The following is a 14,640-nucleotide window of genomic DNA, read 5'->3' on the forward strand; positions in this document are numbered from 1 at the left end:
ACGCTAAATCACGATCTTACTACAGATGTAAATGTTACCGGAACTGCCTTTAGTTGGAGTGCTGCAGATAATCCTAATGTAACCGGAGAAACAACTGCCAATAGTACTGATACCAGTATTACAGATACTCTAATCAATATCTCCGGAGCGGTACAAACCGTAATCTATACCATTACACCAACAAGTCCGGATGGATGTATTGGAGATGACTATACGTTTACGGTTACCATCAATCCTAAACCTTTTGTAGCAACAGCACCGACTCAAACTATCTGTAGTAATACAACTCTTAACTACGATCTTACCGTAGATGTAAATGTTACGGGAACCACTTTTAGTTGGAGTGCCGCAGATAATCCCAATGTAACTGGAGAAACTACTGTACTCACAACTACTAATCTTATTACAGATACTTTAGTAAATATTTCTGGAGTGATACAAACGGTAATCTATACTATTACACCAATAAGTCCTGATGGTTGTGATGGAGATGATTATACATTTACAGTAACTATAAATCCTGAACCATATGTTGCAACAGAACCTACAGAAACTATATGTAGTAACACAACACTTAATCATGATCTTACTGCAGATGTAAATGTTATTGGAACCTTTTTTATTTGGAGTGCTGCAGATAACCCCAATGTAACGGGAGAAACAACCACTGTAACTTCTAATAATCTTATTACAGACACTTTAGTAAACATTTCTGGAATAGTACAAACCGTAATCTATACCATTACACCGATAGTTCCCGATGGCTGCGGTGGGGATAATTTCACGTATACTGTAACTATTTATCCAGAACCCATTACAATAATAACTCCTACCCAAACTATCTGTAGTGATGCTAGTCTTAATCATGATCTTACAACAGATGTTAATATAACAAGCACTACCTTTAATTGGAGCGCTACAGATAACCCTAATGTAACTGGTGAAACAACTACGAATAGTACTAACACCAGTATTACAGATACTCTTGTCAATATCTCCGGAGCGGTACAAACGGTAATTTATACTATAACACCAACAAGTCCTGACGGGTGTCTCGGAAATGACTATACTTTTACTGTCACTGTAAATCCTAAACCTTTTGTAGCAACAGCACCGACTCAAACTATCTGTAGTGATACAACTCTTAACCATGATCTTACAGCTGATGTAAATGTTACTGGAACTACCTTCAGTTGGAGTGCCACAGATAACCCTAATGTAACTGGAGAAACAACTACTAATAGTACTGACACCAGTATTACCGATACACTTATCAATATTTCGGGAACTGCACAAACAGTCATCTATACCATTACTCCAACAAGTCCGGATGGTTGTGTGGGAGATGACTATACATTTACAGTTACCATAAATCCTAAACCACTTGTTGCAACAACGCCGACTCAAACCATCTGTAGTGACGATACGCTAAATCATGATCTCACTACAGATGTCAACATTTCCGGAACTACCTTTAGCTGGAGTGCTGCGGATAATCCTAATGTAACGGGAGAAACAACTACGAATAGTACCGATACCAGTATTACGGATACACTTGTCAATATCTCAGGGACAGTGCAAACAGTCATCTATACCATTACACCTACAAGTCCCGATGGATGTATTGGTGATGATTATACATTTACGGTTACAATCAATCCTAAACCATATGTAGCAACAGCGCCAACCCAAACCATCTGTAGTGATGCTAGTCTTAACCATGATCTTACGGCTGACGTTAATATAACAAGCACTACCTTTAATTGGAATGCTACAGATAATCCAAACGTAACAGGGGAAACAACTGCAAATAGCACTGTTATTAGTATTACAGATACGTTAATCAATATCTCTGGAACCGTACAAACGGTCATCTATACCATTACTCCAATAAGCTCTGATGGATGTATAGGAGAAGATTATACATTTACTGTTACAGTAAATCCTAAACCACTTGTTACAACAGCACCAACTCAAACTATATGTGGAGATGACACTCTTAACCACGACCTTACAGCAGATGTAAATGTTACAGGAACTATCTTTAATTGGAGTGCCGCAAATAATCCTAATGTAACTGGAGAAACAACTACGAACAGTACTAATACTAGCATTACAGATACACTTATCAATACTTCTGGAATCGTGCAAACAGTCATCTATACCATTACACCAACAAGTCCTGACGGTTGCATTGGTGAGGACTATACCTTTACCGTAACGGTCAATCCCAGGCCATTTATTGCTATAGCACCAACTCAAACTATCTGTAGTGATACAACTCTTAATCATAACCTTACTACTGATGTGAATATCTCCGGAACTACCTTTAGTTGGAGCGCTACAGATAACCCCGATGTAACTGGAGAAACAACTAGTAATAGTACCAACACCAGTATTACAGATACACTTGTCAATATATCTGGAACCGTGCAAACAGTAATTTATACTATTATGTCAACAAGTCCTGATGGATGCTTAGGTGACGATTATACATTTACAGTAACAGTTAATCCCAAACCATATGTTGCAACAGCACCAACTCAAACCATCTGTGGAGATGATACGCTAAACCACCATCTCACAGCAGATGTAAATGTTATCGGAACTACATTTAGCTGGAGTGCTGCAGATAACCCTAATGTAATGGGAGAAACGACTGTAAATAGTACCAACACCAGTATTACTGATACACTTGTCAATATCTCAGGGACAGTGCAAACGGTAATCTATACCATTATACCAATAAGTCCTGATGGTTGTTTGGGTGACGATTATACATTTACTGTAACAGTAAATCCTAAACCATCTGTAACAACAGCACCAACTCAAGCTATCTGTAGCGATACAACTCTTAATCATAACCTTACTACAGATGTGAATATCTCTGGCGCCACTTTTAACTGGAGTGCTACAGATAATCCTAATGTAACTGGAGAAACAACTACGAATAGCACTAATACTAGCATTACGGATACACTGGTAAATATCTCTGGAACCGTGCAAACGGTAATCTATACTATTACACCTACAAGTCCGGATGGTTGTGTGGGTGATAATTATACATTCACAGTAACAGTTAATCCCAAACCATATGTTGCAACAGCACCAACTCAAACTATTTGTAGTGAAGCTACCCTCAATTATGATCTTACAGCAGATGTTAATGTTATCGGAACTACTTTTAGTTGGAGTGCTGCAGATAATCCTAATGTAACGGGAGAAACAACTACGAATAGTACCAACACCAATATTACTGATACACTTGTAAATGTCTCTGGAATGGTGCAAACTGTAATTTATACCATTACACCCACAAGTCTGGATGGATGTATTGGAGATAATTACACTTTAACTGTCACTGTGAATCCTGAACCATTTGTCGCCAATTTACCTACAGATATTATTTGTAGTAATACAACATTAAATCACGATCTATCTTTGGATGTAAACATTACAGGAGCTTCATTTAATTGGTTTGCAGTTGACAACCCAAATGTGATAGGAGAAACAACATTGAATAGTACAAACTCTTTAATTACAGACACTCTTATAAATACTTCTAATACTGTACAAATAGTAACTTACATTATTGAACCAACGAGTATTTTTGGTTGCGCTCCCAATCCATTTGCTTTTACTTATGAAGTAACTATAACTCCAGAATCCCAACTAAACTTCAGCAAAACATATGCTAATACCCCTGATGGGAATTACGATACAGTCGGTGAAATTATAGAATATCAAATCATCATCGAGAACTTAAATCAAGACCCTATTGAAAATATAACTATTAATGATCCTAACGCTGATCCGGGCAGCATAACACCATCTTCGATAGCTATCATTCAAGGATCAGAGAGTGTTGTAATCACGGCATCGCATACAATTACACAACAGGATTTAGATAATGGTCAAGTTATCAATCAGGCAGAAGTGACAATAGGCTCGTCTTGTCCGCAATCTTCTATTTTTGTTTCGGATGATCCAAATACGGTAGCTTTAAACGATCCCACTATTACACCTCTCGATCAAAACCCAGCTCTTGAATTAACCAAAGCATCAGACGTCGCTCCAGATGGATTATGGGATACTGTTGGAGAGGTTATCACCTATACTTTAGAGGTTACAAATACAGGAAATACAACTTTAATCGATCTTGTTATATCAGATCCCAATGCTGATCCAGGAAGTATCTCACCAAATACTATCAATACTCTCTTGCCAGGAGAATCAGTTATCGTAGTAGCCGCTCATACTATAACTCAATCAGATTTAAATACTGGATTTGTAATAAATTCTGCTTCAGTTGCCGCACAAGATTCACTAGGAAATACAATATCTGACGATTCTGATGATCCTAATAACCCTGATGATATTGATAATAATGGCGATGGAGAACCTGATGACCCCACAATTACTCTCACTCCTCAATTAGCTACTATTGAAATTCTTAAAGTTGTAGACACCAACACTTATGATATGGTCGGAGATGTTCTTAACTACACCATAACTGTTACCAATACAGGAAACGTTACATTATTAGATATAGACGTTCAAGATCCTATTGTTGAGTTTACTAGTCCTTCGACAATAGATTCTTTAGAACCTAATGAAACTCTTGTCTTAACCGCGCAGCATACCGTTACATTAGACGATTTGACAAACGGTTCTATAGTAAACACAGCTCTTGTAAACGCTACTATTTCTAACTCAACAATAGTCATCACAGAAGACTCAGATGACCCTACTGACCCAACCGATATAGATCTTGACAATGATGGTGATCCAGAGGACCCCACAATAAGCTATGGGGATACGGATGGCGATGGCATTTCTAATAATATAGATTTAGACGATGACAACGATGGAATAACAGATATTGAAGAACAAAATGGAGATTTATCATTAGATACGGATGGTGATGGTATAATTGACAGTTTAGACTTGGATGCTGATGGAGATGGTATATATGATTATATCGAAGCTGGTCATACAGGAATAGATAGTGATGGTGATGGAAGAATTGATGGGCCATTTGGAACTGATGGTATACCTGATAGTGTTCAGGATATTCCAGATAATGGAGATGTAAGCTATACACCTCAAGATAGTGATAACGATGGAATTCATGATTTTCAAGATATAGATGATGATAATGACGGATTACTCACTGAGGATGAAAACCCTGATCCTGATGGAAATATGGTTCCAGATGATGCTTTCGATTCTGATGGAGATGGAACTCCTGATTATCTAGATCCTAATAACGGAGACATTAATGCAGAAGATGAAATTGAAGTATTTAATGCAATAACCCCCAATGGAGATGGCGATAATGATGTTTTTGTTATCCGAAATATAGAGAAATTTCCAAATAACGAATTAAAGATATTCAACCGCTGGGGTACTATTGTCTATCGAGCTCAAGGGTATGGTCAACAACAAAAATTCTTTAGAGGAGAATCAAGTGGAAGAGCAACACTCAACAAAGAAAACATGCTTCCAGTAGGCACCTATTTTTATGTTTTAGAATATAAGAATGAACGAGGTATCACCAAAAACAGGTCAGGATATCTATACATTAACAGATAACATATGATACAATTACTTTTCTTAAAACCATGCCCCAGCATTTTATCTTTTAAAAGCATATTCATGGTATTATTTACAGTGATATGCATATACAATACAAAAACCTATAGCCAACAAGACGCTCAATACACTCAATACATGTACAATACGATAAGTATAAATCCTGCATATGCCGGATCAAGAAAAACAACGAGTATTACTGGGCTGTATAGAAATCAATGGGTAGGTATTGAAGGAGCTCCCGATACACAAACCATTAATATTCATTCTCCCATTGGAGAAAAACAAAAAGTAGGTCTCGGCTTATCTATTATTAATGATAAAATAGGTCCTTCACAAGAAACATATTTCAATGTTGATTTCTCATATACCCTTAAAGCCTCAGAAAAAGGAAAACTTTCTTTAGGAATTAAAGCTGGAGGACACCTATTAGATGTAGATTTTAATAGACTTAATCAGTATAGTACATCAGATATTTTGTTAGATACTAATATTGACAACAAATTTTCGCCTAATGTTGGAATAGGATTCTACTATTATACTCAAAATTTTTACCTAGGTCTTTCTGCACCTAATTTATTAGAAACCAAACATTTTAACGAATCATCCAACGATAATACGGCATCTTCTTTTTTAGCGGCAGAACGAGTTAACTACTACCTTATTCTTGGACAGGTATTTGATCTTAATCATCACCTTAAGTTTAAACCAGCTATTTTAGGGAAAGCGGTCTCTGGAGCTCCAGTACAAGTAGATGTTTCTGCCAATTTTTTAATGTATGATAAGCTTACTCTTGGTTTGGCCTACAGATGGGATTCTGCTTTAAGCGCCCAAGCAGGATTTCAGATTTCGAAATCTATGTTATTAGGATTTGCTTATGATTGGGAAACCACTGCCTTAGGAAATACTGAGTTTAATTCAGGTACTTATGAATTTTTTCTTCGTTTTGATATTTTTAAAAAAGAAGCCAGTATTTTTTATCCTAGATTCTTCTAACGAACTAATTACATACTTCTCACCTCTCAAATCTAATTCATTAAATTAAGTCTCTTCAAAACTTAAGAAACATAAATCATATCAACGTTCTATAAAAAAAGAGGCTATCTAGAAAGACAGCCTCCTTAAAATCCAAAAAAAGTAATCACATATTAAACTCTATTTGGTACTTAAACTTTTCCAATTCTTATCCGCTTTTTTCAAAAGTTTAGATTCTTTTTCAGATACCCATAATTGTTTTGCATCAACCTCAACATCATTTAAGAATAAATAATACTTACCATCACTCACAACAAACTTGTTAGGATCAATTCTAAATTTTGCTCCAGCATAAACACCAAAAGCACAAAATCCACCATATTGAGGAAGGTATTTTTCTGGATTATTCTCAAAAGTTTTCTTCTGTTCTTCTGAAGTAAAATAATAAGCCACTTTTTCGTACACTGATTTGTATTGTTTAGACCCTCTTTGCGCAAGTTCTAAATCTAAATACGAAACAGGGCTATATCCTTGTAATCCTATTTTACTATCATCAATATTATTAGCTTTTTTATCTTGAGCAAAACTTGTTGTACTTATAACAAAGGCAAACGCTACTGCTACTGTTTTTAATAAATTTTTCATTTTGTATTTTTTTTAATCGTTTTTATTTACACTGCAAATTTCAACATATGTCCAGAATTTTGTCCTATAAAAAAAACGCCAGGAATTGTACTTTTTGCTTTGGTAATTTTTAGAAAACAAAAATTCAAGGATAAATGGAAAGATTTATTTAATTAAAGGAAACCATGATGATTTAAACCGAAATTGTAAGGATCGATTTGAATGGATCAAAGATTATCATGAATTAAAATTACCAGATCCAGATTCAGCAAACAATCAATTGATTGTAATGATGCATTATCCCTTAATGACCTGGAGAGGAAAATATAGCGGAGCATATCACCTTTTTGGACATTCTCATGGAAACCTAAGTAGTTTCAATAGGAAATTAGCTTTGGATGTGGGTGTTGATTGTCATGACTTTTATCCTATTTCTTATGAAGAAGTAAGAAATAGGATAAAAGACAGAAATGAATCTTAACGAATGTCAATTACAAAAGTAAATGCAAATGATTTACAAAAGAAAGTGCGAAAAAGTATCGTTTTATTGAACTTTTAATGTTTTATATATGTCATAGCAGAGCAAAATGTCACCCCTGCTTTTCGGTTTTTTTTGCGTGGTGATTGCTATTTTTTTATTATACGTGGCTGCGCTTTACCAAAAATACAACAACTATTCGATTGATCATTTTGCTGCTATGACATCATATATATTGTTGGCAATTGGCTTTATTTTTCGTTTCCCGTTTTATTTATAATTCCAACTTCCAAAAGAATGTTCGGTTACATTTAAATGACCTGTTTGGATATGAAAATTAGCTTTAAAATTGAATTCAGCATATTTCTCTCTAATCAAATTTTTCTCGGCAAATGCAGAAAAATTAATTACTTCGTTTTGAAAATTACATTTATATTCTGAAAAATGCCACATCTTATATTGAGATGTTTTGCTTGGGCTAAAGTGGCAATAATCTCTATTTATTCCTTTTCTGTCGTCAAAAAAGAATGTCTCGATTCCTGTGTGGTATGATCCTTTTTTATAAAGTTCTTCTTTAAACATTTCGGCTACCAATGTCCATAACCTCAATTCAAAGCAATAATTTTTATTTTCAATGTATGCTCTTCCTGAATCAATTTTAATTTCATCATCCTTAATTGGAATAAATTCTAGTATATCGTTTCCGTCTTTTTTGTTTCTAGTATCAAAATTTTTATATACTTCAAAATGAAGTTCTGTATTAAAAAGAACCCTATAATGATCACTGTTATTAATAATGATATGGTACCTATAAACCCCAATAGAATCTATTAAATAGAAATGTGTCTTTCCGTGTTTTCCTTTTCTTAACTCTACTGGTTTAAGGCTTGAAAATGAATTTTCTAAGCCCTTGAAAAGCTGATAGTCTAATTTACTATTCAAACGGATTAATTCAAGTAAATTAGGATGGTTAATTATCTCCTCATAATTTTTCATAGTTTTATTAAACTTTTAACGGTCTAGTGTATGAGTAGTAGCGGATTTCTAATCCAAAACCTATCGGTTTTGCACTGACCCTCATTTTATGCTTGTACCTTTGTTTTATAATTTAAACCGCTATTACTTATGTAATATATTAGCTGCTGAACCTCCTTTCCCAGAACTTGTTTCTTTGATATTCTCGATTAACCGTCTTATATATAGAAACCCTTTCTTGCTCGAAAATGTTAAAATTGTGTTTATTCAATTTATAGTATTCTTCAATACAGTTTCTATTCCCATTAATTAATGAATGAGCTTTTGCTTCGATGTACTCTACCATTTCTAAATTCTTAGTTATTCCATAACCACTTAGTGGGTCAATTGAATACAACGCATCTCCTAAAAATATTGAATTTTCATTTAGTTCGAATCCGTTCCAATATGTCCTTGAATCAAATGTATTTTCAATGGTAGTTAACCTATGATTTAAACTGATTGCTATTGATTTATCTATAGCATAATTAAAATTGACAAGATAATTATCAATTAAATCAGAATCTGTAAAATAGGAAATTATGTACTTGTTTTTTGGCAATTTATTGCAGTACAACCACCCTTGATTTAATGATTCAATTTGCAGAAATTTAGACCGATCTAGAATTTTTTTTTCATCTACAGAAGTTGTGAGACCAATTAACTTGTCGCGGTATACTTTTTTCGATTTACCCCTCACGGAGTAGCGACCTGTAGCGTAGATTATAAACCTTGAGGAAATTCTAAAGTGTTGCACTGCATTTTCAACCACTTTCTTGCATAATACTGAACCATATTTATATTCAATAAAGCTAGTATTAAGAAGTACTTGATTTCCTAAATCTTTACTTAATTTCAAAATATGTTTCTCGAAATTCAATCTATCAATGGAAATTCCGTTTCCATTTGGGTTAAATATAAAATCTTGATGAATATTTTGTTTGGAAGACCAATAAATATTATTACCTGTATAAGCTTCAGTGAATGGTAAACAATCGGATTCTTGTATTATTCTGTTTATTATCCTTTTCCCATTTGGATGTATCGATTCACCTGCTTTTAGCTTGTTTAAATTCGATTTATCAATCAATAAAACTTTATACCCTTTCTTATTAAGAAGAATTGAAGCAGTAATTCCAGTAATTCCTGCTCCAATAATAACAAAATCAAATATACCTCTAAAAGTTTGGATCACGTTCTGTTTCAATTTGATTTCCGTCTACTTCATTTATGAATCCAAATTTGTCAAACTCATTAACTAGTATTTTGTGATCACTAAGTGGGTCTAGAGGACCTTGATTTGTTCTAGCCCACGCCCTTTTTTGTCCATTTTTCATTGTGATTAGATCAGGTCTTTGACTTGGCCACCACCTTCCTTGACACTCAAGAAAATCTGCTTGCCAAGGAAGTGCCATTAATCCTGTAATTTCTCCTGAATTAACTTTGTCATGATTAATCGTGAATTCCGATTTATAAATATCTGGATTCTTTAAAATTATACCTCCTTCAATTCCAGGAAAAAAACCTTGCCCAATAGTTGAATCCAAAGATAATTTGGTTAGAAAGTTACCTGAGCTACTATTCTCATTAATATTTAATTTAAAATTTCCTGACGCATAATTCCGTAAATGAGCTTTTTGAATGTCAGTTAACTTGTATTGACTCAAGTAGTTTTCGATTTTTCTTATTTTTCTTACTACTTCTATTCTATATTGGCGACCATTTACAGAACTATCAATCATTTGATCTAATGATATATCTATATCATAATCAGCTTTATGAACCCACTTATGACTAGAAAATCTATCTATCATTGGTTTTATATCCCTATTGAAGTATGTGTTGGGAACATCCAAATCTTCTGAATTCGTTTGTTGAATTACATCATATAACGTAACAACTCCCTTTACTAGTGGAGCATAATCTGGTGGTGCCACGATTATCCATGCTCCGTCAATTTCAATTTCTTCTCCATCGATGTTAATTTTAGCTTTTACAAAGCCATCAGATGTATCATCATACCAATCCTCGTTGTAATAAAAGTTATTCGAAGAAGTTTTTACTCTTTCTCCTGTCTGAGGGTCTGGTTGTGGTCCAACAGGAGACCCAGAAGGAGATCCAGATATCCCATAGCCTCCCAATACAATCAAATTACCATTTTTATCAGTTCGAATATCTCCCAAAATAACCGAGGTATCCTTATATCTACCAGCAAATTCTTTTGGATTTGTATTTTTTCCTGAAATTTCATTTATCCCCCCATTAATTTCAAATTCAGCAGAATTTTGTTTAACTTGAAGAGGTGGTGATGGAGGAGAGTTAGGAGGTCTCATATTTGAGAAAGGTCTAACAACTGCTGATTTCTTATTGACAAGATTTACACTCCAAACAACTTGTTCTTGAAGGTTTTCTTCAATAGGCTTGTATTCTTTAGTATCTTCATCAAATTTAAAAACTCTAAATCTACACCCTTGTCTTTTTATAAGACCGTTAGTGTCCTTATATTCTGATAATTCAATTTCATTTCCTCCAGAATCAATTTCAATTCCTTTTGAGTCAGTTTTTTCAGGACTTAAAAAAAAATCAGTTTTACTGCTGCCAACTCGAGAAATACCAATAGTTGGGAAAATTTTATATGTTTCCATAATTTATGATATAAAAGGATTAATAATGTTTTGTTTATTTTCTATATATATATTTACATTACTTATATGAAGTCCAAGAGCAACATCAAAGTCTAATTCTTGATGTTTAGAATAATCATCATGAGACTCTATTTTTGAAATTCTATCTTGTATTCTGTCTAAAATAGTTTGACTATAGTCTATTAATTGATTTATATCTGTTGACAAATTAAAATCTTTCTCTATTTCAAAGGTTGGACCGCAACGGGGCTCTTTATCATAATAAAAATCCCCCGAATTAAACGGAAGCTTAAATAAAACTTCAGACATTTTACCTAAAATGTCAATCATACTTTTGTAAACTAAGAGTTCTATAACTTCATTTTCGCTATAGTTTGTTTCCCCTTTAAATTTGAAGCTTGAAAAAATATCTAGCAGTAAGGAATTATAACATAAATTATATAGTTCTACCCAATAAATTGAGTACTTATTTTCAATAATATTCTGTAGTCTATTTTCTTGTCTTTTAGTTGATAAGTTTTTTGGGGTTTTGTATACGTTAATCTTTGCCCCTTCAATAGCTATATAAGCTTCAATAGCCTTATATGCATTGAAAAATCTTTCAAAATGAGAATCAACATCTACAAAATCCTCTCCCTCTCCTTGTTCCGCAATATAATTTGTAAGATATAACGCATCTCTATGAGAATGTACTTTAGATAATGTTAATCCAAAATGAGCAACTTTATTGCCTCCATTATTCCAAAGGCTTTTAAAAGCTTCATATCTCTCGATTTCTTCAATAGGTCTGAAATCATTTAATGAAACGTGATCATCTGAAATTAAATCCCTACCATTAGGGCTTAATTGCATCAGTCTAGGGTCAGACGGAGGTAAATCACTTTCTTGAAACATCCAGAAAATTCTTTTATATAGACCTCCAACAGATTTAATTGACCCACTAAAATGCTTTTCGGCTCTAATTCTTATTTTGTTTATTTCTTCTTTTAAATTAGTAGGTAGTTTTTCAGGGGTTTCGACAATTAGATAACCAGCAAGTACATCAATGCTAAAATTTTCTAAATTAAATGGTATTGGGTTTTCTTTGCTATCAGATAAAATCAAATCCTTATGTAAATGAAGTGACTCAATTCCGCCTAGTGATAAAAGCAAATTTTGTACTCCGAGCAAATGACCCATTTCCTGAATAGCAATTTCTTTTATGGCCATTTTTATATCTAGAACCACAGGAATGTTATCATCTTTTATTGAATACATTGTAAACAGATATTGAGCCATCAATCTGTGCTCAACTTCAGATGCGATTTTTAGCAATGCGATTAATTTTTCCTTTGTCGATGCATTAGTCTCTAGGTCATCAAGAAATGGTATGTAGTTTGATTCTCTATCAAAATCTCTATCTTTTATGTTCAAAGATTTTAAAACCGAATTAAGCGACCTTTTAATAAATGGTTCATTTTGTTCTTTGTTTTTCCAAGTAATATTTATCATATCTATTAAGTGTATCTCTTATTTTGCAGCAAACAATGAAATATGTATACCGGTGTATATTTTTTCATTATAAATTATTATTTTTCCTTTTTTAACTAAAAAAAACAACCCCATACCCGAAGAAATCTTCAGACATGGGGTGGGTCATAATTTTTACGCTGTTCCTAAATTAATAAAACAAGATCAAAAAGACTATTTTTTCCCTCAATTTTTTACGTGTTTTTTGTATTATATCTTTTGCAAATCAAATTTCTGAGATGGAATACTTATACTTGCGTATCTAAATAACAAATCAATTCATTTAAGTGTTAATTCGTAAACCTATAAAATGAACTAGTGTTATTTACATCTACTTCTATAATTTTCTCACTAACTAAGGAGATTTCGCATTTACTTTTGTAATTGACAACGAACTTCGGTACAATTCGACATGTTGTACTGAAGTTTATTTAAATATTATCTCCGTACTCCATTGCCGTTAATCTACCACTTACATATCTAATACCTGAAATAAACTGTAGATAACTTAAAGGTTTAGAATTATCAAAAAACAAATTTTCATTCTCTAGATAAGGTTCAAGGAGATAATAGAAATTCATTATGTCATCTTCATCATTCCTAAATTTCGGGCTTATAGAAATATTGAGAAGCTTCACAAATTTATCATCATCTTCAAATATGCGTAATCTCCCTATAAAAAGATCATTATAATCCCATTCCAGATTAGTTAAATAATTATAAATATCATCATAAGCATCTATAAAATGTGGATTTTCCGAAGGCATTTTTCTTAAATCCAAGATTAATTCTAAAAATTCCATTATACCATCATAAGTAGTAGTTTTCCCAAATAAAGTATTTTCATTAAAAATCTCTTTCGCTATATCTGATTTAAGATTTTTGGATAGTTTTATCATGTAACATATTTGTTCTCCTAATACAGAAAACTATCTGTATCTTATTTAAATTATACGGGAAATTTCACATTCTTACTGCAAGTAGTTAGAACAGAAATTATACAATAAACCATTAAGATTATGTAATTAATCTAAAGTAATATCCTCATATTCTTTCAAAATGCGAGTGAGTTTATTTCTTCTAGGTTTGTGTAAATCAAATTTGATCAAGTCTTGAAGTTCATCTTTCATTGATGTTAATCCTTCTTCTGTTTTCTTAAAATCAAACTTTCCATTTTGATTAATTTCCTTAAAATCCGTAGAGTTTAATTTAAAATATAGAAGAATACTTTTTAATTGAGATTCTGTTATTTTTATTTCACTGTCTTGGCCGTGTATTGAATTTAAAATGTGAATATTTATATAATCAAAATATATTTCCTTTTTAGCATTTTTTGATAATTTAAAACTTTTTTTACCCTTCTTTTTATCTCTTTGGGAAGTGGTTTCAATAAAACCTTTTTTAAGAAGAATATTTTCTAATTCTTCGTTTGCTTCATATTTTTTCATTATTAATTCGGTTAATTTTAGTTATAAGGTGTGATTTTTAGAAATCTCTAAAACATATGGGTGATCTGGGAGAGTTTTTTTTAACTCTTTTGCATATTCTATCATTAAATCTTTATTTCCCATTTCGTCACAAACTTTAATAATATTTGTTAATGCGGCTTCATATAACTCCGAATTTTTCAAATCATTTTCCTTGTTTTGATATAATTGAATAGCCTCATCATATTCTCTTGCACCTCCCAATGCCGAAATCATATGAATTATCTCATCAATATTTGTAAATCTATAATTATCAACCCCTTCGCTTAAGTATGATTTTAAATTTTGTATTATCCTATTTATATCCATTATA

General features: G+C 32.8%; 11 protein-coding genes. 3 read left to right on the forward strand and 8 right to left on the reverse strand.

Annotation, left to right across the window (positions count from 1 at the left end):
• A partial coding sequence (locus tag U0D62_RS14870) for a PKD-like domain-containing protein (protein ID WP_322288097.1) occupies positions 1-5,595 on the forward strand: 5,595 nt, incomplete at its 5' end.
• A 3-nt stretch (positions 5,596-5,598) separates the two neighbouring features.
• A complete protein-coding gene (locus U0D62_RS14875; RefSeq protein WP_322288098.1) occupies positions 5,599-6,591 on the forward strand; it encodes a PorP/SprF family type IX secretion system membrane protein in 993 nt (330 codons plus the stop codon).
• Between the two features lie 159 nt (positions 6,592-6,750).
• Here the strand turns inward: U0D62_RS14875 and U0D62_RS14880 are convergent, their stop codons facing one another.
• Positions 6,751-7,215, reverse strand: coding sequence for a YHS domain-containing (seleno)protein (locus U0D62_RS14880; RefSeq protein ID WP_322288099.1), 465 nt, complete (start codon positions 7,213-7,215; stop codon positions 6,751-6,753).
• 268 nt (positions 7,216-7,483) lie between these two features.
• Between U0D62_RS14880 and U0D62_RS14885 the strand changes: the two genes are divergently transcribed.
• Complete coding sequence (locus U0D62_RS14885) at positions 7,484-7,675, forward strand: hypothetical protein (RefSeq protein ID WP_322288100.1); 192 nt, start codon at positions 7,484-7,486, stop codon at positions 7,673-7,675.
• A 267-nt stretch (positions 7,676-7,942) separates the two neighbouring features.
• Here U0D62_RS14885 and U0D62_RS14890 read toward each other — a convergent pair whose 3' ends face one another.
• From U0D62_RS14890 to U0D62_RS14920, 7 genes are all read right to left on the reverse strand, one after another.
• Positions 7,943-8,668, reverse strand: coding sequence for a hypothetical protein (locus U0D62_RS14890; RefSeq protein WP_322288101.1), 726 nt, complete (start codon positions 8,666-8,668; stop codon positions 7,943-7,945).
• A gap of 139 nt (positions 8,669-8,807) precedes the next feature.
• On the reverse strand, positions 8,808-9,893 hold the full coding sequence (locus tag U0D62_RS14895; RefSeq protein WP_322288102.1) for an NAD(P)/FAD-dependent oxidoreductase: 1,086 nt from the start codon (positions 9,891-9,893) through the stop codon (positions 8,808-8,810).
• Entirely contained in the window at positions 9,865-11,331 is a 1,467-nt protein-coding gene (locus U0D62_RS14900) for a LodA/GoxA family CTQ-dependent oxidase (RefSeq protein WP_322288103.1), read from the reverse strand. Before U0D62_RS14900 ends, U0D62_RS14895 begins: the two co-directional genes overlap by 29 nt.
• Positions 11,332-11,334: 3 nt before the next feature.
• Positions 11,335-12,822 carry a ferritin-like domain-containing protein gene (locus tag U0D62_RS14905; protein WP_322288104.1) on the reverse strand — a complete coding sequence of 496 codons (1,488 nt, stop codon included), beginning with the start codon at positions 12,820-12,822 and terminating at the stop codon, positions 11,335-11,337.
• A 449-nt stretch (positions 12,823-13,271) separates the two neighbouring features.
• Positions 13,272-13,739, reverse strand: coding sequence for an AbiJ-related protein (locus U0D62_RS14910; protein ID WP_322288105.1), 468 nt, complete (start codon positions 13,737-13,739; stop codon positions 13,272-13,274).
• Positions 13,740-13,865: 126 nt separating this feature from the next.
• Positions 13,866-14,288 (reverse strand): hypothetical protein, encoded by a 423-nt coding sequence (locus U0D62_RS14915; protein WP_322288106.1) that lies wholly within the window; start codon positions 14,286-14,288, stop codon positions 13,866-13,868.
• Between the two features lie 21 nt (positions 14,289-14,309).
• Positions 14,310-14,636 carry an outer membrane protein assembly factor BamD gene (locus U0D62_RS14920; protein WP_322288107.1) on the reverse strand — a complete coding sequence of 109 codons (327 nt, stop codon included), beginning with the start codon at positions 14,634-14,636 and terminating at the stop codon, positions 14,310-14,312.
• Between the last annotated feature and the right edge of the window lie 4 nt (positions 14,637-14,640).

Source organism: Aquimarina callyspongiae (genome assembly GCF_034322225.1).
Classification (GTDB): domain Bacteria; phylum Bacteroidota; class Bacteroidia; order Flavobacteriales; family Flavobacteriaceae; genus Aquimarina.